Genomic DNA, 22094 nt, shown 5'->3' with positions numbered 1-22094 from the left:
TTTCGTCACTACCTGCCCGGCATGGACAGAGCCAGGCAATGCCACGCCAGTCACATTTCCAGCGGCGGTGAATGCAGGCGCAGCAAGGGTCGCGAGCTTTCGTGACCGCAGGCACAAACTATTCGGCCTTGGATATGCGGAAATAGCCGTGCAGCGCTGATGGCACGCAACCTGCTTTAGTCTGCTCGAGCTTCCTGGTCGTTGTTGACCAATGAGTGTGGGTCCGATCCGCTAGGGGGATTCGGAGCTGGGGCTCAGGGGGCATCACCCAAGGTTAGATAACCAACTACAGAGGAACCACCATGAAGACCATGCAGAAAGGCTTTACCCTGATCGAATTGATGATCGTGGTTGCGATCATCGCGATCCTGGCCGCCATCGCCATCCCGCAGTACCAGACCTACGTGATCAAGTCGCAGTTCAGCCGAGTGATGGGTGAAGCTGGCGACCAGAAAGTTGTCGTTGAAGACTGCATCAACAACAATCAGCTAACAGTTGGTGCCGCTGCGGGCAACTGCGTCTCTACAGCTACTTCTTCCGATCTGATCGCTCCTCCGGGCAAACCGACACTTCCTACCACTCTCACCCCAGCAGGCAACACTGTCATTACTGCAGTTTTTGGTGGTCATGCCAACGCAGCTTTGAATGGCAGCCTGCTTTGGACGCGTAATGCAAGTGGTAGCTGGGCCTGCTCCAGCACCATTACTGCAGCACTCAGGCCCAAGTATGCTCCCGTGAGCTGCCAGAACTGATTCATCGACTTATTGTTGTCTTGCAGAGGCCGCCATTGGGCGGCCTTTGTTTTTGAATTCTTCAACATGACGAGACTGGCTTCATGGCCTACGCACCACTCGGAATTTGGCATCGTTTCTTGCCGTTGCTTGGTAGCCTGCTGCTAATCGTCCTCGTTTTCTGGCCGGCGCTCTCCGGCGGCTTCATCTTCGACGATTACCCCATCTTTGCGGAAAACCAGGCAATCCATGTCAATGGCTGGCACTGGCAGGCATGGCATGCCGTCTGGGCATGGTCACTTGCGAATGTGCAAAGACCGCTGGCGATGTTGAGTTACGCGCTTAACTACGCGCTGGGTGGTTCGACCTGGGGATTCAAGGCCGTCAATCTGGCCATCCATTTATTGAACACGGTTTTGTTGTTCTTGCTGACCAAGCGCTTGATGCTGGCTGGTTGGTCGGCGCGACTTGGTGAAAACATCGAGCGCCATCACCAGCGTCTCGGCTACTGGTCTCTGGCGGTTGCCTTCGCCTGGGCCGTTCATCCGCTGCAGGTATCGGCAGTGATGTACGTGGTGCAGCGCATGGAGTTGATGGGTTTTACTTTTGTGCTGCTCGCGCTACTGGCGTACTGGCATGCGCGGCAACGCCAGTTGACGGGACAGCGCAGTTGGCCATGGTTGTTGCTCTGTGCTGCACTGGTGGCCGTCGGTTACCTGGCAAAGGAAACCGTGGTGCTGGTGCCAGGTTATGCGTGGCTGATCGAGGTGACTCTGCTGCACTTTGCAGCGGCGCGTTCATCAGTCGAGCGCCGCTGGAAAATTGCTTACATGATCGGTTTTGTCGCGGCACTGGCACTGTTCGTTGCGTATTTGTTGCCTCACTACGCCACGGCGGCTGCCTACCAAATACGTGACTACACTGCGTGGCAACGCGAACTCACCCAATTGCGGGCGCTGCCCATGTATCTCGGGTGGAGCTTGCTGCCTTTGCCCGACCAGTTGCATTTCTATTACGACAACTATCCCGTTTCGACGGATTTGCTGCATCCGATCACGACGCTGCTTGGCGGTTTGATTTTGGTTGGGCTGCTTTCACTGGGCGTTGCGGTGCGTAAACGGCGTCCCCTGCTGGCGCTCGGCATCGGGTGGTTTTTCATGGCGCACTTGCTCACGAGCAGCCCGCTGCCACTGGAACTGGTTTTCGAGCACCGCAACTATCCCGCCTTGTTTGGCGTACTGCTGGTGGTGGCCGACCTCATGTGGTTACTTGCATGTCGAATCAAGTCGGGCGTGCCCGGCCTCGTCGTCTGCGTCCTCATTTTGAATCTCGCCTTTCTCACGGCGCTTCGAGCCGCCACGTGGGCCAGTCCGCTTTTTCTGGCAACGTCACTTGCCAGCATGAATCCAGACTCGCCCCGCGCCGCTCTCGACTTGGCCCGGCGCTACGTAGCTATGTCTGGCGACAATCCCGCCAACCCGCTCTACTCGTTGGGTATTCAGCAACTGGAGCGTGCGGCGCGGTTGCCCACGTCATCCATCTTGCCGGAGGACGCGCTGCTGATTCAGTCGGCGGCCCATCCGGGTACGGCGGATGGCCCATGGTGGACCAGCCTGCAGCAAAAATTGCGAACCCGTCCGCTAGGACCAGAGACCAATCAAGCACTGTATGGATTAGTGCAACAACGCTTAGGCGGCAACATCGGCATCGACGCGCGGCAGTTGGCCGAGGCGTACAAGATCGTGGTTGCACGCAACCCCGATCGCCTCACCTTGCGCACTCAATACGCCGAACTGGCTGCCGCCGCCCTGCACGATCCAACCACCGCCATTGAACAATGGCAGGCCGCATTACCGTTACGAAAAGATACAGATGTCTACGCTCGCGAATTGGCCGGCTATTTGGTGGACCACGACCGTGGTCAGGAAGCACTGGCAGTGATTGCCAAGGCACAATCCATGCGGCCGAAATTGAGCGGCGACAAAGTGTTGCTCGCATTACGGACGAAGGCGCTAGCGCAACTGACAGCACCATCTGCGACATCGCCAGCTGCGATCACCAAACCCTGAACCGGGCATTTTCTCAGTGAGCTGGAGAAGACCTCTAACCTGAAAGCCGGGACGGTCCGGGTAACTGAAGCAAACGCGGCGTTGAGATCGACGCCAATCGTCGAAACGCGTAAGGCGTCACGTTCGACGAGGATGTAGTGGTACGGAAGCTGCTTCAAATTACTGATTCAAAGGAGGAATCACATGCCACGCCAACGCTCAACCGTCGGCTTCACCTTGATCGAGATGATGATCGTGGTCGCGATCATCGCGATCCTGGCCGCCATTGCCATACCGCTTTATCAGACGTACGTGGCGCGTTCGCAGGTAACCCGCGCGATGAGTGAGGCCAGCGAAGCCAAGGTACTGATCGAGGATTGCGTCACTAGTGGCAAGGTGCAGTTGGGTACGGCCGTGGGGCAATGCAACAACAGTGTTCTCGCCGCCTCGGACATCCTGAAGGATCCATCGCAGGGCGCCGCCACCGCGCCGCCAGGCACAGGCATTGCGCAAGTCCAGTTGCCACAGAATGCCAACGATACCGGCACGATTTACGTCACGCTGGGCAACCACGCGTCGCCTTTGATCACAAACGGAAAAATTACCCTCACGCGCGATCCGACAGGGTCGTGGACCTGCAAGTCCGACACCGCGATCATCGGCGAAAAATTCTCTCCGGCGAATTGCAAACCTAACTGATCGCTTTCGCACGCGATGGGGACGTGCTCGGACACAGTGATCTTTCAGTCGTTGGAATACAGTCGTGTATTGTCACTTCAACGAACGCTGCAGCTTGAGGGTGCACGCGCAGATCGCGACAGATCGCTGTCATGGCGCCATGCGATCCCTCGGCATCACAATCCGTCGACAAGGGCTGGCCCTACTCTAGCGGTCACGCGCGGAGGTGCCGTTGCCATGCATCGACTTCCCATCGGCAGTCAATACACACCGCCCGACTGAAACCGCATTCATATCACTTGCAACAGGGAGTTCGCTCATGAGCGAAAGAAAACGTGCTTCGGTCGTCACCATCCTGGTGATCGTCGCCATCATCGTGGTCGCGGCAGCCATCGCCGTACCCGCCTGGAAAAACCGTCAGGTCAGTGGCCGCGTAAGCGACGCGCTGAAAACAACCCAGGCAGCCAAACTGGTGGTGATGGAAGCGGCGACCACCCGCGGCGGCGTGGTCAATATCCAGCGCGGCGATGTCGGCTACAACGCCAGCGCCATGTCGAGCCCTTACGCATCCAGCGTGACGATTGCCGATGGCGGCCGGATCACCCTCTCCACGCGCAACACCGGCGCCGATCCCGATCCGGTGTTGTTGCTGACACCGAGCGATGACGGCAAGGCCGGCGGCAGCGGCTCCATCACCTGGAACTGCAGCGTCGTCACCGGCGATGCGAACATGCTTTCGGACATCTGCAAGACGACGGCTCCAGCGGCCGCCGTAACCACAGCACCTGCGGCGACCGCATCGCAAGCGCCGGTGACTTCGGGTTCCGCCGTGAAGTCGGAACCTGCCGCAGCGGCCACCGCTGCCGCCCACTGAGGTCGACCGCCATCGCCCGATGCATGCGGCGATGGCGGTAGCTCGGCAAAGTGGAATCGTTATGATGGGCGGATGATGCCGACCGCTCTTTCATCTCTTGTTGTGCAAACGCAGCCAGCACCACGCGATTGCGCCGGTGAATACGCGCGATGAGTGCTCGCCGGAATTTCCGCCTCAACGCAACCGTCGTTCTCGCCATCGGCACGCTTGTCGTGGCCTGCGTGTACTGGGCCGGCTTGTCGGGCAGCTGGCTGTTCGACGACTACCCCAACATCGTCGACAACCACAACGTGCAGCCGGCCAATGCCAGCCTGTCATCTCTCGTCGGCGCGGCGCTCTCTTCACAGTCCAGCGACTTCAAACGACCGTTGTCATCACTGACATTTGCGGTCAATTATCTTGTGGGTGGAATGGACCCATACAGCTGGAAGCTGGTCAATCTGCTGATTCATCTGCTCAATGGTGTGGCCATTTTCATGTTGGCCAGGAAACTGATCCAGCTGGCGCCGGCATTACCCGCCCGTGTTGCGAGCAGCTCCTTACGCAGCCACTTGAACCAGACACAGCGCGCGCCCGCGGATGTCGTGGCGGCACTGATCGCCACGGGCTGGATGCTGCTACCGATCAACCTCACTGCGGTGCTCTATGTCGTGCAACGCATGGAGAGCATGGCGAACCTGTTCGTGCTCATCGGCCTGCTCGGCTATGTCGCAGGCCGGCAACGCATGCTGCAAGTCAATGAAGTCCTGGATGCAACGGAGCACAGGCCTACAAATACACGTGGATTCCTGCTGTGCATCACCAGCCTCATCATTCCAACCGCGTTGGGGGCTTTGGCGAAGGAAACCGCAGTGATGCTGCCGCTGTACGCGCTGGTGATCGAATGGATCTTCTTCCGCTTCCGCAAGTGCAGCGATGCTTTTGATTTTCGCATTGCAACGTTGTTCGTCGTAGTGCTGCTGGTACCCATGGCGATCGGCATGATCTGGGTGTTGCCGGCATTGCTGCAACCAAACGCGTGGGCGACGCGCGATTTCACCCTGGGCACGCGCCTGCTCAGCGAAGCGCGCATCGTGGTGGGCTATATCCGATGGACACTGTTGCCGACGCCGAATGCGTTGTCGTTCTATCACGATGATTTCCGCATATCGACCGGCTTGCTGACGCCATGGACGACGCTCGCGAGCCTGGTGATGCTCGTCGTGATGGTGCTGTCGATTTTCTGGCTACGATCACGACGTCCGCTCGCGGCACTTGGCATCGCACTATTCCTGGCATGCCATCTGTTGACGGGCACCGTTCTTCCGCTGGAGCTGATCTACGAACATCGCAATTACTTTTCCAGCTTCGGCCTGCTGCTTGCGTTGGTGCCGCTGCTCGCGGTGCCGCGCCAGACGTGGCTGGCGTTGCCGCGCTATCTGCTGCTTGCGGGACTTCTGCTTTGCTGGTCGGCGTTCACGGCCATGACCTCGTATGCATGGGGCAGTCCGTTGCGACTCGCGGAAGAACTCGCCGAACGCGCACCCGCTTCACCTCGTGCGCAGTACGAACTGGGACGGACCTACATCATCTATTCGCGCTATGACCCGGCGTCACCGTTTACGCCGCTGGTCTATGCACCACTGGAAAAATCCGCCGCGCTGCCCGACTCGTCGATTCTTCCGGAGCAGGCACTGATTTTCATGAACTCACGCATGCATCTGCCACTGAAAGATGCATGGTGGGAAAGCATGATCGGAAAGTTGCGACAGCGGAAACCCGGAGTGCAGGATGAAAGCTCCCTGGGAGCACTGACCCAATGCGCGCGTGATGGGGAATGCGAATTGCCCAAGGCCCGCATGGTCGATGCCTATAACGCGGCATTGTCGCACTCTGCGCCCGGCGCGCGTCTGCAGTCCATGTACGGTGACTACGCATGGAACGTATTGCATGACCACGACTTGGGCGAGCGCATGACTGCCGCAGCGGTACAAAACGCCACAAACGAACCGGCGTACCGCATAACACTGGCACGCATGCTCGTTGCGCAAGGGCGTGTGCGGGAAGCACAAGAGGTCGTCCAACAACTACAGCGACTGAATTACGGCGGACGTCTGGACGCCCAGATAGCAGAATTGAATGTGCTTACCGGATTGAAGTGAAACGATACGCCGCCGGTGCAGTGACCGAGCGATCAGTACATCGCTGCAAACATGGCATTCTTTGCCCAGAAGCGGCGTGAATGACCCAGGATGCAAGAAATGAAAGCCGACGATTCCTATCCCTTGATGACTATCGGTGTTCCTGTCTTCAACGAGGAGCGCTTCATCGATTCTGCGCTGACATCGTTGCGCGGCCAGGACTACCCGAATCTGGAAATCATCATTGCCGACAATGCCTCCACGGACCGCACACTGGAAATTTGCAAACGCCACGCTCTTGAAGACACGCGCATTCGCATTGAAACCACGGAAATCAATCGGGGTGCCGTCGCAAATTTCGGGCACGTGCTGGATATGGCATCCGGCGCTTATTTCATGTGGGCTGCCGGGCACGACCTCTGGACATCGAATCTCGTGTCTGAATGTATCTCGCTGCTGGAAGACGATGCGCGGGCTTGTCTCGCGTTTGCCAGTTCACGCTGGATCGGCGTGGATAGCGAACCTCTCGCCATGGCTTCAGGCTGGAGCGATACTCGCGACCTGGCTGCAGCAGCGCGTTTTTTCACCATATTCTGGGGCAACATGCACCCCGTCATGGGCGTGATGCGAACCCATCGAATGCGCGAATGCTCGCCCATGCCCGGCATCGTCGGGGGCGACCTTGTGTTTCTCGCTGATCTGTCCCTGCGCGGCAGCTTCCTGCATGCGGCGAAATCGTGTTGGTCGCGAAGGGAGTTCCGTTTGGAGAAGCATCACGACGATAAATTGAAACGCTACGCGTCCGATTCAACCGGCATCATCAGAACAAGATTCACGCGAATGTTTCCATTGCTCAAACTTCCATTCGCATTGATCAAGGTCGTGCTGCGATCCGGAATTTCGATCGGTGACAAGTTGGGAATCATCATTGCGTTGATGCCTTCCCTGCTATTGCGTTACGTGGTTGGTCGGCGCGGTCATGCTGAATAACCTCAGGATTGCTGTTCTTGAGAGTCATGCGTTAAGACGTCTGTTTGCTGCATCGCGCTGGATCTTCGGGCCCGCGGCGGTGATCTTTCTGATCATTGCCGGCGTTCGGGCGCGGGGAGCTTTCCACGCGATCGCGGTGGGTTCCCATCTGGCTTCGTTGACCGTCACTGTCTTGCTGTGGGCCTCGCTCAGTCTGCTTGGCCCTGTTTTCACCTGGCTCGCTTTGCGCGGGACCAGCGCGATCATCCCCTACGAAACCGCATTGAAAATCTACCTGGGTCGGTTGCCGGCCAAGTATCTTCCCGGAGGCGTTTGGCAAACCGTCTCGAGGATGATCGACCTGCACCGCATAGGTGTCGATCGCTCCCAGCTCTCTGCACTTGTCATGCTTGAAAACCTCGTGCCGCTCGCCGTTGCGCTGACTTTGGGAGGAGCGTGCACATTCGTCATCGGCGCCAGCAGACTTCCCGCGCTTATCGCGATGATGGGTGGTTTGACCATACTGGTCAGTGTCCCCGTCCTGCTGCGTCATCGTCTGCTGTTGTACAAGAGCCGCTTTCCCTTGCGCATCTATTTCCTCGCCGTCCTGACTTCGGTTGCGTTCTGGATCATCGCGGCTACCGCGTTTACGTACTACTGGTATTCGTTCCCCTCGGCGCACGTCGACGTATCGCCCCTGCAGGTATCTGGCAGCTATCTTCTTGCATGGTCTGCCGGATTCGTCAGCGTGTTTTCGCCGCAGGGAATTGGCGTGTTCGAGTCGGTGATCAGCTTGCTCCTGAAGGGCACACTTTCCTTTGGAGAAGTCGCTGTACTGGCCGTCGGATTCCGTGTTGCGACTCTCGTAGCTGATCTCCTCGCTTACGCCATCTTTTTGATGGTCCGATATGGCCGGAGAATTCTTCGCCCTAACCGGGAATGAAGGTATCCTCACGCAGTTGCAGGCTTGGAACAAAGTCTTGTCCATGAGCGTGTGAAACCGACCCGCCTCTCTGGAAACACTGAATATGAAGGCTGTAATTCTTGCGGGTGGACTCGGCACTCGGCTGAGCGAAGAAACCACGATTCGTCCCAAACCCATGATCGAGATCGGCGGCATGCCGGTGCTCTGGCATATCCTCAAGATCTACTCCCATCACGGCATCAATGACTTCATCATTTGCCTGGGCTACAAGGGCTATGTGATCAAGGAATACTTCGCCAACTATTTCCTGCATATGTCTGACGTGACCATCGACCTGCGAACAAACCAGCTCGATGTCCATCACAAGCACGCCGAGCCATGGCGGATCACTCTGGTGGATACGGGCGAGAATACGCAGACCGGCGGGCGACTGAAGCGGGTCGAAAGTTACCTTGAGAACGAGACGTTCTGCTTCACTTATGGCGATGGACTTTGCGACATCGACATTGCTGCTCAACTCGCATTTCACAAAAAAAGAAATGGCTTGGCCACGATGTGTGCAGTCCAGCCGCCCGGCCGTTTTGGTGCCATCAATATTCATGACAACCGAATCACCCGCTTCGAGGAGAAGCCCTCCGGCGACGGATCCTGGATCAATGGGGGATTTTTTGTTTTGGAGCGTGAGGTGCTCACCTATATCGCGGACGATGAAACCATCTGGGAGCGCGAACCGCTGGAAGCACTGGCCCGCGACGGCCAGATTTCCGCGTATACGCATGAAGGTTTTTGGCAGCCCATGGACACCTTGCGCGACAAGGTCAAACTTGAAGAGCTCTGGCAGAGCGGACATGCCCCATGGAAAACCTGGTCTTGAGAAATCTGTTTGGCGGTGCCTATGAAGGCCGCCGCGTCCTGGTAACGGGGCATACCGGATTCAAGGGCTCCTGGCTTTGTCTTTGGTTGGAGGCCATGGGTGCGCAAGTTTCCGGCCTGGCGCTGGCCCCGGACACGGAACTCGCTCATTGGAATCTGCTTGGTCTCAGCGACGTGCGTGACACACGCGTGGATATACGCGACGGCAACGCGCTACGACAAGCGCTGGATGCCATTCAGCCCGAGGTGATTTTTCATTTGGCGGCGCAACCTTTGGTTCGACGCAGTTATGGCGATCCCGTGACTACGTTCGATACCAATGTCACCGGCCTTGTGAATCTTCTTGAAGCGGTGCGCAGTACGACATCGGTGCGCGCGCTGGTGAACGCGACTACGGACAAGGTATATCTGGATCAACCCACCACTTCCGGTTATCGCGAAGATCATCCTCTTGGAGGACATGACCCCTACAGCACATCCAAGGCCTGTGCCGAGCTGGTGACGGACTGCTATCGAAAGAGCTTTTTCAGTGTTTCGGGTCCTCGAATGGCTACGGCGCGCGCTGGCAACGTCATCGGTGGTGGCGACTGGTCGGAAGATCGCCTGGTGCCTGATCTTGTTCGCGCCGCATCGACTGGCACAGCGCTGTCGATCCGCAACCCCGGTGCGGTCCGCCCGTGGCAACACGTCCTGGAGCCGCTGTCGGGTTATCTGCGTCTCGGCGAAGCGCTTCTCACGGGCGCCGATGTGGAAGGTGCCTGGAATTTCGGGCCTTCTCTGGACGCGAATCTGCCTGTTCAAGAGTTAGTGACAAAAATGAAGGATCACTGGCCCGAATTTCTGGTTGAGCACGACGCCACTCCGCAACCCCACGAAGCCGGCGTATTGCGGCTGGACTGCTCCAAAGCTGCACAGACACTTGGATGGCGGCCCGTGTGGAACGCCGATGACACTTTGCAACGCACCAGCCACTGGTATCGTGCTTATTACGAGCATGGCCTGATATGCAGTCGCAGCGATTTGCGTGACTACGTTGCTGCTGCGCAGGTCTCCGGCCAAGGTTGGGCAGCATGAAATTCCATTCCACACCGCTGTCCGGCTTGACGTTAGTCGAGACGTCGGCGACGCAGGACGAACGTGGCCGATTCAGCAGATTGTTCTGCGAGGAAGAGTTCTCCTCCATACGTGCAGACTTGCACTGGACCCAAATCAATCTCTCCACCACTTTCCAGAAGGGAACAGTGCGCGGAATGCACTATCAACATCCACCAGCCACAGAGGCCAAGCTGATTCACTGCCTGCGCGGTCGTGTCTTTGATGTTGCGGTCGATTTGCGTAAGGATTCCGCCACCTTTCTGCATTGGCATGGCGTTGAATTGAGTGAGCAAGGGGATATGCAATTCTTTTTGCCCGAAGGCTTCGCGCACGGATTCCAAGCGCTCACCGATGACGCACAGCTGCTGTACTTTCACACCGCTGCATGGAGTCGCGACCTCGAAGGAGGACTGCGTCACGATGATCCAGCCTTGGGCATCACATGGCCGTTACCGATCTCGAACCTGTCCGAAAAAGACCGTCAGGCGCCGCTGATCGACCAGCACTTCGTTGGAGTCTCCGTATGAAATGTCGTTTTTGCGCCACGCCGTTATCCAATGTTTTCGTGGATCTTGGCAGCGCACCACCTTCGAACGCGTTTCTTACCATGCAAACCATCGACGCTCCGGAAAGCTGGTTTCCGTTGAAGTTGTTCAGTTGCGACAACTGTCGTCTCGTGCAAGTCGACGAGGTGCAGGCGCATGGTGAACTGTTCTCCCCCGATTACGTCTATTACTCCTCGTTTTCCAGCTCCTGGCTCGCCCACGCTGAACGTTATGTGGAGTCCGCCGTCGAGCGACTCGGTTTGGGCCGCGAAAGCCTGGTGATTGAAATTGCATCCAACGACGGCTATCTCTTGCAATACGTCGCCGCTCGCGACATTCCATGCGTCGGCATCGAGCCCACCAGCGGCACAGCCAAAATCGCGCGGCAGAAGGGCATCGAAACGATGGAATGCTTTTTCGGCCGCGACGTGGCAAATGCATTCGTAAACGATCGAAAGACGGCCGATCTGATTATCGCCAACAATGTTCTGGCGCACGTGCCGGACATCAACGACTTCGTCGCAGGCATGGCGACTGCCCTCGCCCCCGAGGGAACCATCACCATCGAATTTCCGCACCTGATGGAACTCGTGGCCAGCAATCAGTTCGACACGATCTACCACGAACACTTTTCATACTTCTCGCTTCAGACCGTCCAGAAAATTCTTGCCGCTCACGGCTTGCGCGTTTGGCACGTCGAACAATTGCGAACGCACGGTGGTTCCTTGCGTCTCTGGGCGTCGCATGATCACAGCGGCCATGTCCAGACACCCGATGTTGCGGCCGTGCTTGCGCTTGAGTCACGCGCTGGCATGCAGGACGCCTCGTATTACACGGGCTTTCAGGTACGTGCCGACACGGTCAAAAATTCATGCCTGACTTTTTTGCTGGAGCAACGTTTGGCTGGACGTCTGGTGGTGGGCTACGGTGCAGCGGCCAAAGGCAACACGTTGCTGAACTACGCTGGTGTGCGACCAGACCTCTTGCCTTATGTCGTCGATGCATCACCCCACAAACAGGGCCGCTGGCTCCCGGGCTCGCGTATCCCCGTGGTGGCCGAAACGCGAATACGTGAAGATCGACCTGACTACGTGCTGATTCTGCCGTGGAATCTTCGCGATGAGATCCTCAGTCAACTCTCTTATGCCCGAGAATGGGGATGTCAGTTCGTCACGGCGATACCATCAATTTCCATTTTTTAGTTGCGCAATTTCCTAGGCGTTCTTCAATAGAGAAACAAAATGACAGAGATTCCAGTATTCAATCCCTTGATAGAGGCAGAGGAACTAGAGTCTGCCCAAGCGGCGCTAAAAATGGGTTGGTTGGGGATGGGCGCCTATGTGGGTCAATTCGAAGACGAGTTGAAGGCATTCATTGGCGCGGATGATCGATATGTAGCGGCAGTTAGTACAGGGCACGCGGCGCTACATCTTTCACTTTTGATAGCCGGCGTCGGACCAGACGACGAAGTTATAACGCCATCCTTTAACAACATTGCCGATTTCCAGGCCATTTTGGCCACGGGTGGAGAACCCGTATTTTGTGATATAGATGAACAGACTCTTTGCATCGATTTATCCAAAGCCGAAGAGTTAATTACGCCTCGAACGAAAGCCATAATTGTAATGGATTATGATTGCATTCTTTGTGATCACGACCGTGTCGCTAATCTGGCAAAAAAATATAACATCCGCGTTATACACGACGCGGCACATGCCTTTGGATCAAAATACAAAGGGCGTAATGTCGGAAGTTTTTCCGATATCTGCATATTCAGTTTCGATCCTGTCAAAACGATCACTTGCATTGACGGAGGTGCAATTATTGTTCGAACAGAAGAGGAACTGAAAGCCATACATGAAATGCGTCTCATAGGAATGGGTCAGCCCACATCCGTGATGTATCAAAATCGACGCGCTTGGACATATGACGTTAAAAGACTTGGCTTTCGTTACCACATGGCCAACCTTCATGCCGCCATCGGACTGGCGCAGCTCAAGAAAATGGATCGCATTTCAACGACTCGTCGAGCTCTGTGCAACCAATACAATGATCTTCTATCCAAAATTCCCGAAGTTCGCGTGCCGCAAACGAGCTTTGAAGAGGTAACGCCTTTTCTTTATTACATCCGCGTGAGCGAAAACGATCGCGATGATCTACGTAATCACTTATCGTCAGTTGGCATCGATACGGGAATTCATTGGCAACCCGGTCACTGGTTCAGTCTATTCAAAAGCTGCAGACACGGCGATCTTACGGTTACCGATAAAACAGGAAAGGAAATACTATCTCTTCCAATGAATACAAGCATGAGCTTGGAGGATGGCAAACATGTGGCTGCGGCGATCAGTGATTTTTTCTCTAAAAATTAACGTCGATAAGGCGTTGCCATTGTCCACGCGGGACATTTATCTTGAAAACCAATCTCGAAAACGGTAGGACGCTGTTAACCGCGCTAAAGCTTGCAGCGGGTCCCTTTGGCTCTGAACTTAATATCCCTGTTGGATGTCCAGTCCGTGCGCTGCTGAGGCCCGTCGCAACTACTCCGGAAAATGTAGTTTTCGGCGATATCGTCGCAATGAGCGAATGGCGCAACCGATTCGTGACTCATTTCCTGACTGAATTCCTTGCGACACCGGAAAGAACAAAATCATGGCTGACGGACGTTGTTGGACCCAACGGAAGTAAGATACTTTTCATGGTGGATTTGCCGGATGGAACAACAACTGGCCATGTCGGCATAGACTTCATAAACTGGGAAACCGGTTACGCGGAAGCCGACGCGATCGTGCGTGGCGGTGAGGCGCCAAAGGGCGTGATGCGCGAGGCCTTATTGACCGCGATTTCCTGGGCGAAAAATCAGCTTGGCATAAAAGCTGTAGGTGTTCGTGTACGCTCGAATAATCCTGCCTTGGGTTTTTATCACAAAATTGGCTTTACTGAAATTGCACGCTACCCCCTCCGTCGCATTGACGAGCCAGACTTGGTTCGCTGGGTCGAGGATATCCATTTCAAGGAAGAGGAAGCGGAGCATTTTCTGGTTCACATGATGTTTGATTCTCAAAATTGATTTTCTCCAGCACGTTTATTATCTACTCAATGGAAATATAGATGCCCATGCAATTAGAGAATGAGACGACTCTAAGCTTTGAGAGCGAACGACGCGAACGAGTATCGAACTATCCCAACAATCGGCCGTGGCGAGACTTGTCCGATCAGTGGATGTCTCATGCATTTTCTTCAAAATACATGTACAACTTTTCCAGTCTTGGACGTCCTATCATTCAGACCCCCATAGATATGGTTGCACTTCAGGAGCTTATCTGGACGACCAGACCTGACTTAATAATAGAAACGGGCATAGCTCACGGCGGCTCGTTGATCCTGAGCGCATCGATGCTCGCGCTGCTCGATTACTGCGAGGCGGCGGAAAATGGAGAAATGCTCGATCCACGAGCCAGTCGTCGCCGAGTGCTTGGCGTTGATATTGATATTCGCAGTCACAATCGCGCGGCAATTATCAAGCATCCCCTTTCTCATTTAATAGAAATGATCCAAGGTTCTTCAATTGACTCGGACATCATAGCTAAAGTTCACAGTGTCGCAGCTACGTACAAACGCATCCTTGTAATTCTGGACTCCAATCACACTCACAATCATGTGCTGGCTGAACTCGAAGCCTATGCGCCGCTGACTAGCTTAGGCAGCTATTGCGTGGTATTTGATACGGTAGTCGAGGACCTGCCTGCAGACACATTCCCGGATCGTCCTTGGAACAAGGGGGATAATCCCAAAACGGCTGTATGGGAATATCAACGTCGCTTGAGGGAAGGGCTTCATCTAGCCGCGGATGGAGAGCCATTAATGTTTGAGGTCGACTCGGAAATGGAAAATAAGCTACTCATTACGGTAGCCCCTGATGGTTACTTGAAACGCATTTGAATTAAGGAATTTTTCGAAGTAACTTTGGCTTAAAAAGCTATGTACGACTGCCTGTGGCAGATCTATTAAATCGATTGATAGGCTTGACTTTAAACTATCCTCGAGCCCGCTACGCATCCCGCCGATATGTCAGTGACGTAATCTGCTCGGATACCAACCCGATCAAAAAGATAATGACGCCGGCACTCCACATCAACGTGCTTCCGTTCGTCAGTCGACCTTGATGAGTGAAGGTCCACGCATAGTTGAGGCAACCCAGCAGGAAGAATGCAGCGCTAGCCGGAACAAACAGCTTCAGCGGCGAATACAGCGTCGCGATCTTGAAGATGATCAGCAGAAATCGCAGGCCATCGCGTATCGGCTTGATGTGGCTTTTGCCGATACGTTGCGCTGCGGTGATGGGTACGTAGGCCACCGGATACGCGCTGCGGAAGAAGGCCATGGTGCTGGTGGTGGGATAGGAAAAGCCGTTGGGCAGCAGGTGCAGGAATTCGCGAAATTTTTCCGCGCGCACGGCACGGAAGCCGGAGGTGAGGTCAAGTATCGGATGGCCGGTCATGCGCGTTGCCAGCCAGTTGTAGATGGTGTTTGCCACGCCCCGGCCCACGCCTGCCTGGCTGCTCCAGTCGCGAGCGCCGACGACCATGTCATAGCCTTCGTCGAGCTTGGACAAGAGGCGATCGATATCCGCCGGATCGTGCTGGCCGTCGCCATCCATGAAGATGAGTACTTCACCGCTCGCATGGCGCGCGCCGCGTTTGATCGCGGCGCCGTTGCCCATCGAGTACGGCGACGAAAGGCACGTGACTTCATTGCCGACGCACACCGCCCGGGTTTCGTCGGTGGAGCCATCGTCGACGACCACCAACTCGGCATCGGGATAGGCCCTTCGCAACCGCGGCAGGAGCTTGGTCAGCGCAGGCGCTTCGTTCTTGGCGGGCAGGATGATGCTTGAACGGTTCAACAGGTCGGCTCCCCCAGGATAAGCGAAGATCATAGCGTGAAGCATGCTGGCGGTTGGACCATGCGCGGTTCATCCGGACGTGGCAGGCGGCGAATCTTTCCTCGTAACCGCTTCGGCTCCGATGGAACAGTGAAGGCATCCGCGCGAGCCGCGTTCGAATCCCTTGGCCGGGGTCTTGCAAGACTGGTCGGGTTACAAGCCCTCGGCCCGGACGGGAACACCTGATTTCGCCCCTGCTTGAGGCTTTGTCCATGCCCGGCGAGCCGTGGATTGTGTGGTACGTCACGCCGCCGATTTCCGCCCCTTGGAAAGGATGACCTGGGCTCTGGATTGCGGTAGATTCAACAACATACAGCGGGGGTTTCAACCAAATCATGTCATCCCAACTACAGCAACCGTCGCTCGTGGGTTTGTCCGGCATGGCGCGCCGCCTGGTGTCCGAAGGGGTGCTGCCGGAGACCGACGTTCGCAGGGCCATGGCTGACAGCGCACAGCAGAAGGTGACGCTGGCTGCCTGGATGCTGGATCGCAATCTGGTCGACAGCCTGCAGCTGACCCAGATTGCCTCGGCTGAATTCGGCATGCCGATCATGGATGTGGCCTCGATCAATCCCGCATCGATGCCACTGGGGCTGATCAGCGAAGCGCTGATCAGCAAGCATCAGGCGCTGCCGTTGTTCCGCCGCGGCAAGCGCCTGTTTGTCGGCATCGCCGATCCGATGCAGTCGCACGCGCTGGACGAGATCAAGTTCCACTCCAACTGCATGGTGGAGCCGATCCTGGTTGAGCGCGGATCGTTGCTGAAGACGATCGACACGCTGCTCAACAACATGCGCGACACCATGCCGGACATCGGCGGTGGCGATCTTGATGGCCTGGACCTCGAAGCCGGCGACGACGAGGCCGAAGCCACCGGCATCGACGCCAACGCGAACGACGACGCGCCGGTGGTGAAATTCGTCAACAAGATTCTGGTGGACGCGATCCGCCGTGGTGCTTCGGACATCCATTTCGAGCCGTTCGAAACCCAATATCGCGTACGTCTGCGCATGGACGGCATGCTGAAGGCCGTGGCCAGCCCGCCGATGAAGATGGCCAACCGCATCTCCTCGCGTATCAAGGTGATGGCGCAGCTGGACATCGCCGAAAAGCGCGTGCCGCAGGATGGCCGCATCAAGCTCAATCTTTCCAAGACCCGCGCCATCGATTTCCGCGTGAGCACGCTGCCGACATTGTTCGGCGAGAAGATCGTGCTGCGTATTCTTGATGGCTCCTCGGCCAAGATCGGCATCGAAAAGCTGGGCTACGAGCCCGACCAGCAGGCGCTGTACATCGACGCCATCCACAAGCCCTACGGCATGGTGCTGGTCACGGGTCCGACCGGTTCCGGCAAGACGGTATCGCTGTATACCGGCCTGAACATGCTCAACACCGCCGAGCGCAACATCTCGACGGTGGAAGACCCGGTGGAAATCCGCGTCGAGGGCATCAACCAGGTACAGCAGAACGTGAAGCGCGGCATGACGTTCGCCAGCGCGCTGCGTTCGTTCCTGCGCCAGGATCCGGACGTGATCATGGTCGGCGAAATCCGCGACCTTGAAACCGCCGAGATCGCGATCAAGGCAGCGCAGACCGGCCACATGGTGTTGTCCACCCTGCATACCAATGACGCGGCGCAGACCATCGCGCGCCTGATGAACATGGGCATCGCGCCGTACAACATCACCTCGTCGGTGACGCTGATCATCGCGCAACGCCTGGCGCGGAGACTGCACGAATGCAAGAAGCCCATGGATGTGGCGCCGAAGATTCTGCTGGCTGCCGGCTTCACCCAGGCGGATATCGATGAAGGCCTGACGATTTACGAAGCGGTGGGCTGCGACGCCTGCAATGAAGGCTACAAGGGTCGCGTGGGCATCTATCAGGTGATGCCGATGCTGGAAGATATCCAGCGCATCATTCTTCAGGGCGGCAACGCATTGCAGATTTCCGACGTCGCCAAGGCTGCCGGCGTGAAGGACCTGCGGGCGTCCGCCTTGCTCAAGGTAAAAAACGGACTGACGAGCCTGGTCGAAATCGATCGCGTCACCAAGGACTAAGCGCCGGGCGTGGTTCGCAACTTGCGGAAATCGCCACGGTTTGCGCTTGCGAAATGACATAAGCTGTAGCAAATGTTTGATGGCCGCTTCAGGGCGGATCTTGGAATCATTGGGGGAAGATGCGCATGGCCACGGCTACCGCAACCGCAAACAAGGCACGTGAAGCGCGCGAGCGCGGGGCGAAGCGTGCGGAAATCAGCAAGACAGCCGTTTACGACTGGGTAGCGCTGGACAAGCGCGGCAAGCGCATGAAAGGTGACATGCCTGCGAAAAATGCTGCGCTGGTCAAGGCCGAGCTGCGTCGTCAGGGCATGAACCCCCAGACTGTCAGGGAGCGTTCGAAGCCGCTGTTTGGCGCTTCCGGAAAGAAAGTCACGCCCGGTGACGTGGCGATTTTCAGCCGTCAGATCGCCACCATGATGGCCTCCGGCGTGCCCATGGTGCAGTCGTTCGACATCATCGCCGACGGCCAGAAAAACGTCCGCTTCAAGAACATCCTCAACGACGTCAAGCAAAGCATCGAAGGCGGCGCCGCGCTGCATGAAGCACTGCGCCAGTACCCGGTGCAGTTCGACGAGCTCTATTGCAACCTGGTACATGCGGGCGAAACCTCGGGCGTGCTTGACACCGTGCTCGACACCGTGGCCACGTACAAGGAGCGCACCGAAGGCATCAAGAAGAAAATCAAGAAAGCGCTGTTCTATCCGATGATGGTGCTGGCGGTGGTCTTTCTCGTGTGCATGATCATGCTGCTGTACGTGGTTCCGGTATTTGCAAAGACGTTCAAGGATGCGGGCGCGGAATTGCCCGCGCCGACCCAGTTCCTGGTGTCGGCCTCGGAATTCATGCAGAGCTATTGGTGGCTGGTGATCGGTATCGTGGGCGGCAGCATTGCCGCCTTGATATTTGCAAAGAAGCGCTCGCTGAAATTTGCCCATTTCCTGGATCGCGTAGCCTTGAAGATGCCAGTGATGGGCAACATCGTGCGCAACTCCGCGATCGCGCGTTTTGCCCGCACGCTGGGCGTAACATTCCGCGCCGGCGTGCCGCTGGTGGAGGCACTGGATTCCGTGGCAGGTGCGACCGGCAGCGTGGTCTACGGCGATGCCGTGAAACAGATGCGCGACGACATCGCGGTCGGTCACCAGTTGCAACTGGCGATGAAGCAAACCGGCCTGTTTCCGAACATGGTCGTGCAGATGACCGCCATCGGCGAGGAATCCGGTTCGCTCGACAACATGCTGTTCAAGGTGGCGGAGTTCTACGAGGAAGAAGTGAACAACGCCGTCGATACGCTGTCGACGTTGCTCGAGCCGCTCATCATGGTGGTGCTCGGCACGCTGGTCGGTGGCATGGTGATCGCGCTGTATCTGCCGATCTTCAAGATCGCCGGTACGGTCTGAGTTTTCTCGTGCCATCTGACGCGCCTTTTCATGGAGACCGAGCGACTACGAGTTGCCCGGTCTTTGAAGAAAAATGCTGGTGAATATCCTGCAGTTCCTTTCAGGACGTTGGACCATGGCGACAAGTGGCGGCGTCCTGCGTTAGATCAGGCGTGAAACACACACGATCGCTGCAGCCAGCCAAGGCTCCGTTCACCAACTCCTGAAGTAACGACCCGACACGCGCAAGGTCCGACATGCTTGAACTTCCAACGGCGGCATGGGTAGCAATCGCCGGAATACTCGGCCTGCTGGTGGGTAGTTTTCTCAATGTGGTGATACTGCGGCTGCCCGAGCGCATGGCCGCTGCATGGCGGCAGGAAGCGCACGACGTTCTGGAAATGGAAGCAGACACCACGCCACTGCCTCCGGGCATCGTGCGCGAACCATCGCACTGCCCGCATTGCAAACACCCGCTGTCGGCACGCGACAACATTCCGCTGTTTGGCTGGCTTTTGTTGCGCGGACGGTGTCGCTATTGCGGGACAAAGATCTCCATCCAGTACCCGCTGGTGGAACTGTTGAGCGGCGTGCTGAGCGCCGTCATCGTGCTGCGGTTCGGCCCGTCGTGGTCCGCGCTGGCAGGACTGGCGCTGACGTGGACGTTGATTGCCTTGGCGGGTATCGACTTCCGCACACAGCTGCTGCCTGACCAGTTGACGTTGCCGCTGCTCTGGCTGGGTCTTTTGCTTTCGCTGCTGCCGATGTTCGTTGCTGCGCCTTCGTCGATCATCGGCGCCGCTATCGGTTATCTCAGCTTGTGGAGCGTGTACTGGATTTTCAAATTGCTCACCGGCAAGGAAGGCATGGGTCACGGCGATTTCAAATTGCTAGCGGCGCTCGGTGCGTGGATGGGGCCGATGGCCTTGCTGCCGATGATTCTTTTGTCCTCGTTGATCGGCGCGTTGATCGGTGGCGCACTGATCGCGATGCGTCGGCACGAACGCGAGATACCGATACCCTTCGGCCCGTTCATTGCCGCCGCCGGATGGGTATGGTTTGTCGCGGGTCCTGATCTATTGAACGGCTACATGCAGCTCACCGGCTTGCGATGAATGGTGCATCGAATGTGATGGTCGTTGCGCTCACCGGCGGCGTGGCCTCCGGCAAGAGCGCGGTCACGCGTCGCTTCGAGACACTGGGCGTGCCCGTACACGACGCTGACGTGGCCGCGCGGGAAGTGGTCGAACCGGGCACACCGGGGCTTGTGGAAATCATCCGTGACTTCGGCAGTGATGTACTTGGCGACGATGGTCGGCTGAATCGGCCGGCGATGCGACAACGCGTGTTCGCCGATCCCGCTGCTCGACTAAAGCTCGAAGCGATTGTCCATCCGCGCATACGTCAATGGCTGCGTGATCGCGCACTGGCAGAACGTGCGCGGTATTGCGTGCTGGCCATACCCCTGCTCGCAGAAAACGTGGCGCATTACGACTGGGTGGATCGCGTATTGCTGGTCGATGCGCCCGAAGCGCTGCAGATCGAACGGCTCGTGCGCCGTGATGGCATCGACGAATCGCTGGCTCGGCTCATGCTCGCGAATCAGGCGAGCCGTGCGAAGCGGCTGGCGCTTGCCGATGACGTGATCGAAAACCACGGCGACGAGGCCGATCTCGATCACGCCGTGTCCGAGCTTCATCGCCGATATCTTGCAATGGCAGCGACGCGATTGCGGCCTTAGATCATCCAGCGAACGCGTGGACCATGCCGGAAACGGACTAGGCTGAAATCCGCAACAATGCTTCGAGAATCGGCCGGTCGGCTGGTGCCAGATCAAGTGGATCGATCGTTGCCGGTTTGACCCAGCGGAGCGCCTGCCCTTCCATCGATTGCGGCTCGCCTTCCCACTGTTCGATCAGCCACGCATCCAGCAGAAGTTCGCGCTCGGCATATCGCCATGGCAAGTGGACAAGAGGACTGGCGTGCTTGACCGTCACGGCGAGTTCTTCATGCCATTCGCGTATCAACGCCGCCAGCGGTGCTTCGTCCGGTTCGCGCTTGCCACCGGGAAATTCCCATGCACCGGCCAGGTGCTTGCCTGGTGGGCGTTGGGCCAGCAGTACACGCCCAAGATCATCAATCAAAACGCCTGCCATCACATGCATGATGGCCGGCGTCGATCGGTTGCTCGAAGACATCAGTTGTTGCGCAGGTACTCGACCATGTCGAAGTCGTGCGCATGCTCGGCGTCCGCCGCGTGGTGCACACGCGATACCTCGGTCCAGTCGCTGAAATGCACGCCCGGAAAAAAGGTGTCGGCGCCATCGACAGCCGCACTCACCCAGGTGAGATACATGCGACGTGCACGCGGCAAGGCATCGGCAAAAACCTGGCCGCCACCGATGATCATGAGGCCGGTGTCGCCGCAGCGCGCTTGCGCTTCCTCGATCGAGCGCACGGTAATCTGGCCTTCGAACGGTGCTTCGTGCCGACGCGACAACACAAGATTGACGCGGTCAGGCAATGCGCGGCCGATCGAAACGGCGGTGTTGTAGCCCATGACCACGTTTTTGCCGGTGGTCAGTTGCTTGAACCAGCGCAAATCATCCGGCAGATGCCAGGGCAAATGGCCCTTGCGGCCAATGGCGGAGTTTTCATCAAGCGCAGCGATCAGCGAAATAGCCATTGGAATCCTGAAAAGAACTGAAAAATGCAGTCGACAATCGCCCTGCGGCATTGCCTATTGCATCGAATATTAGCAGGCCTCGGCGATGTCGCGGTGGTCGTGGCGTGACGGTGCGACCGGGTGTCCGCTGGCCATTCGTCGCGAAATCGCGAGGCAAGACAAA

The 22094-nt window shown here is 57.1% G+C and carries 21 protein-coding genes; 18 read left to right on the top strand and 3 right to left on the bottom strand.

Annotated elements, in window-relative coordinates; all coding sequences use genetic code 11:
* The first annotated feature begins 302 nt into the window (after positions 1-302).
* The 14 genes from GSQ73_RS16685 to GSQ73_RS16620 all read left to right on the top strand — a co-directional run bounded on the left by GSQ73_RS16685 (position 303) and on the right by GSQ73_RS16620 (position 14800).
* Positions 303-752: a pilin gene (locus GSQ73_RS16685; RefSeq protein WP_158885989.1), complete on the top strand. Its 450-nt coding sequence runs from the start codon at positions 303-305 to the stop codon at positions 750-752.
* Positions 753-835: 83 nt separating this feature from the next.
* Positions 836-2800, top strand: coding sequence for a hypothetical protein (locus tag GSQ73_RS16680; protein WP_158885987.1), 1965 nt, complete (start codon positions 836-838; stop codon positions 2798-2800).
* Positions 2801-2983: 183 nt separating this feature from the next.
* Entirely contained in the window at positions 2984-3478 is a 495-nt protein-coding gene (locus tag GSQ73_RS16675; RefSeq protein WP_158885985.1) for a pilin, read from the top strand.
* A 298-nt stretch (positions 3479-3776) separates the two neighbouring features.
* Positions 3777-4331 (top strand): pilin, encoded by a 555-nt coding sequence (locus GSQ73_RS16670; protein ID WP_158885983.1) that lies wholly within the window; start codon positions 3777-3779, stop codon positions 4329-4331.
* A gap of 149 nt (positions 4332-4480) precedes the next feature.
* On the top strand, positions 4481-6472 hold the full coding sequence (locus GSQ73_RS16665) for a hypothetical protein (protein WP_158885981.1): 1992 nt from the start codon (positions 4481-4483) through the stop codon (positions 6470-6472).
* A gap of 99 nt (positions 6473-6571) precedes the next feature.
* Positions 6572-7441: a glycosyltransferase family 2 protein gene (locus GSQ73_RS16660; RefSeq protein ID WP_158885979.1), complete on the top strand. Its 870-nt coding sequence runs from the start codon at positions 6572-6574 to the stop codon at positions 7439-7441.
* Entirely contained in the window at positions 7431-8363 is a 933-nt protein-coding gene (locus GSQ73_RS16655; RefSeq protein ID WP_158885977.1) for a hypothetical protein, read from the top strand. Before GSQ73_RS16660 ends, GSQ73_RS16655 begins: the two co-directional genes overlap by 11 nt.
* Before the next feature lie 85 nt (positions 8364-8448).
* Positions 8449-9219: a glucose-1-phosphate cytidylyltransferase gene (gene rfbF, locus GSQ73_RS16650; protein WP_158885975.1), complete on the top strand. Its 771-nt coding sequence runs from the start codon at positions 8449-8451 to the stop codon at positions 9217-9219.
* A complete protein-coding gene (gene rfbG, locus GSQ73_RS16645; RefSeq protein ID WP_158885973.1) occupies positions 9201-10292 on the top strand; it encodes a CDP-glucose 4,6-dehydratase in 1092 nt (363 codons plus the stop codon). The genes rfbF and rfbG overlap by 19 nt, the downstream gene beginning before the upstream one ends.
* Positions 10289-10840: a dTDP-4-dehydrorhamnose 3,5-epimerase gene (rfbC, locus tag GSQ73_RS16640; RefSeq protein ID WP_158885971.1), complete on the top strand. Its 552-nt coding sequence runs from the start codon at positions 10289-10291 to the stop codon at positions 10838-10840. The genes rfbG and rfbC overlap by 4 nt, the downstream gene beginning before the upstream one ends.
* A complete protein-coding gene (locus GSQ73_RS16635) occupies positions 10837-12060 on the top strand; it encodes a class I SAM-dependent methyltransferase (protein WP_158885969.1) in 1224 nt (407 codons plus the stop codon). Before rfbC ends, GSQ73_RS16635 begins: the two co-directional genes overlap by 4 nt.
* A gap of 39 nt (positions 12061-12099) precedes the next feature.
* The gene (locus GSQ73_RS16630) at positions 12100-13230 is read left to right on the top strand and encodes a DegT/DnrJ/EryC1/StrS family aminotransferase (protein WP_158885967.1); all 1131 of its coding nucleotides are present in this window, start codon (positions 12100-12102) and stop codon (positions 13228-13230) included.
* A gap of 41 nt (positions 13231-13271) precedes the next feature.
* Positions 13272-13928: a GNAT family N-acetyltransferase gene (locus GSQ73_RS16625; protein WP_216844794.1), complete on the top strand. Its 657-nt coding sequence runs from the start codon at positions 13272-13274 to the stop codon at positions 13926-13928.
* 41 nt (positions 13929-13969) lie between these two features.
* Positions 13970-14800 carry a cephalosporin hydroxylase family protein gene (locus GSQ73_RS16620; RefSeq protein ID WP_254063435.1) on the top strand — a complete coding sequence of 277 codons (831 nt, stop codon included), beginning with the start codon at positions 13970-13972 and terminating at the stop codon, positions 14798-14800.
* Positions 14801-14909: 109 nt separating this feature from the next.
* On the opposite strand, the gene GSQ73_RS16615 is transcribed toward GSQ73_RS16620, so the two are convergent.
* Positions 14910-15764, bottom strand: coding sequence for a glycosyltransferase family 2 protein (locus GSQ73_RS16615; RefSeq protein WP_158885965.1), 855 nt, complete (start codon positions 15762-15764; stop codon positions 14910-14912).
* Between the two features lie 374 nt (positions 15765-16138).
* Between GSQ73_RS16615 and pilB the strand changes: the two genes are divergently transcribed.
* From pilB to coaE, 4 genes are all read left to right on the top strand, one after another.
* Positions 16139-17863, top strand: a complete 1725-nt coding sequence (gene pilB / locus GSQ73_RS16610) for a type IV-A pilus assembly ATPase PilB (RefSeq protein WP_158885963.1) — start codon at positions 16139-16141, stop codon at positions 17861-17863.
* 125 nt (positions 17864-17988) lie between these two features.
* Positions 17989-19266, top strand: a complete 1278-nt coding sequence (locus GSQ73_RS16605; protein WP_158885961.1) for a type II secretion system F family protein — start codon at positions 17989-17991, stop codon at positions 19264-19266.
* 236 nt (positions 19267-19502) lie between these two features.
* A complete protein-coding gene (locus GSQ73_RS16600; protein ID WP_158885959.1) occupies positions 19503-20360 on the top strand; it encodes an A24 family peptidase in 858 nt (285 codons plus the stop codon).
* Positions 20357-20986 (top strand): dephospho-CoA kinase, encoded by a 630-nt coding sequence (gene coaE, locus GSQ73_RS16595; RefSeq protein WP_158885957.1) that lies wholly within the window; start codon positions 20357-20359, stop codon positions 20984-20986. The genes GSQ73_RS16600 and coaE overlap by 4 nt, the downstream gene beginning before the upstream one ends.
* 37 nt (positions 20987-21023) lie before the next feature.
* On the opposite strand, the gene mutT is transcribed toward coaE, so the two are convergent.
* Together mutT and GSQ73_RS16585 are read right to left on the bottom strand one after the other, a co-directional pair.
* On the bottom strand, positions 21024-21443 hold the full coding sequence (gene mutT, locus GSQ73_RS16590) for an 8-oxo-dGTP diphosphatase MutT (protein ID WP_254063434.1): 420 nt from the start codon (positions 21441-21443) through the stop codon (positions 21024-21026).
* Complete coding sequence (locus GSQ73_RS16585; protein ID WP_158885955.1) at positions 21443-21931, bottom strand: dihydrofolate reductase; 489 nt, start codon at positions 21929-21931, stop codon at positions 21443-21445. The genes mutT and GSQ73_RS16585 overlap by 1 nt, the downstream gene beginning before the upstream one ends.
* Positions 21932-22094 lie beyond the last annotated feature (163 nt).

This window comes from Rhodanobacter sp. L36, assembly GCF_009765755.1.
Classification (GTDB): Bacteria; Pseudomonadota; Gammaproteobacteria; order Xanthomonadales; family Rhodanobacteraceae; genus Rhodanobacter.
The sequence above is the reverse complement of the archived record's forward strand: the minus strand, read 5'-3'. Positions and strand labels throughout refer to the sequence as shown.

What these genes read in the sequence shown, in the direction of transcription:
- rfbG (WP_158885973.1), top strand. Translation starts at nt 9,201, where the DNA reads ATGGAAAACCTGGTCTTGAGAAATCTGTTTGGCGGTGCCTATGAAGGC.
- GSQ73_RS16680 (WP_158885987.1), top strand. Translation starts at nt 836, where the DNA reads ATGGCCTACGCACCACTCGGAATTTGGCATCGTTTCTTGCCGTTGCTT.
- GSQ73_RS16600 (WP_158885959.1), top strand. Translation starts at nt 19,503, where the DNA reads ATGCTTGAACTTCCAACGGCGGCATGGGTAGCAATCGCCGGAATACTC.
- GSQ73_RS16670 (WP_158885983.1), top strand. Translation starts at nt 3,777, where the DNA reads ATGAGCGAAAGAAAACGTGCTTCGGTCGTCACCATCCTGGTGATCGTC.
- rfbC (WP_158885971.1), top strand. Translation starts at nt 10,289, where the DNA reads ATGAAATTCCATTCCACACCGCTGTCCGGCTTGACGTTAGTCGAGACG.
- rfbF (WP_158885975.1), top strand. Translation starts at nt 8,449, where the DNA reads ATGAAGGCTGTAATTCTTGCGGGTGGACTCGGCACTCGGCTGAGCGAA.
- GSQ73_RS16660 (WP_158885979.1), top strand. Translation starts at nt 6,572, where the DNA reads ATGAAAGCCGACGATTCCTATCCCTTGATGACTATCGGTGTTCCTGTC.
- GSQ73_RS16620 (WP_254063435.1), top strand. Translation starts at nt 13,970, where the DNA reads ATGCCCATGCAATTAGAGAATGAGACGACTCTAAGCTTTGAGAGCGAA.
- GSQ73_RS16685 (WP_158885989.1), top strand. Translation starts at nt 303, where the DNA reads ATGAAGACCATGCAGAAAGGCTTTACCCTGATCGAATTGATGATCGTG.
- GSQ73_RS16630 (WP_158885967.1), top strand. Translation starts at nt 12,100, where the DNA reads ATGACAGAGATTCCAGTATTCAATCCCTTGATAGAGGCAGAGGAACTA.
- GSQ73_RS16655 (WP_158885977.1), top strand. Translation starts at nt 7,431, where the DNA reads ATGCTGAATAACCTCAGGATTGCTGTTCTTGAGAGTCATGCGTTAAGA.
- GSQ73_RS16635 (WP_158885969.1), top strand. Translation starts at nt 10,837, where the DNA reads ATGAAATGTCGTTTTTGCGCCACGCCGTTATCCAATGTTTTCGTGGAT.
- mutT (WP_254063434.1), bottom strand. Translation starts at nt 21,443, where the DNA reads ATGTCTTCGAGCAACCGATCGACGCCGGCCATCATGCATGTGATGGCA.
- pilB (WP_158885963.1), top strand. Translation starts at nt 16,139, where the DNA reads ATGTCATCCCAACTACAGCAACCGTCGCTCGTGGGTTTGTCCGGCATG.
- GSQ73_RS16605 (WP_158885961.1), top strand. Translation starts at nt 17,989, where the DNA reads ATGGCCACGGCTACCGCAACCGCAAACAAGGCACGTGAAGCGCGCGAG.
- GSQ73_RS16665 (WP_158885981.1), top strand. Translation starts at nt 4,481, where the DNA reads ATGAGTGCTCGCCGGAATTTCCGCCTCAACGCAACCGTCGTTCTCGCC.
- coaE (WP_158885957.1), top strand. Translation starts at nt 20,357, where the DNA reads ATGAATGGTGCATCGAATGTGATGGTCGTTGCGCTCACCGGCGGCGTG.
- GSQ73_RS16675 (WP_158885985.1), top strand. Translation starts at nt 2,984, where the DNA reads ATGCCACGCCAACGCTCAACCGTCGGCTTCACCTTGATCGAGATGATG.
- GSQ73_RS16585 (WP_158885955.1), bottom strand. Translation starts at nt 21,931, where the DNA reads ATGGCTATTTCGCTGATCGCTGCGCTTGATGAAAACTCCGCCATTGGC.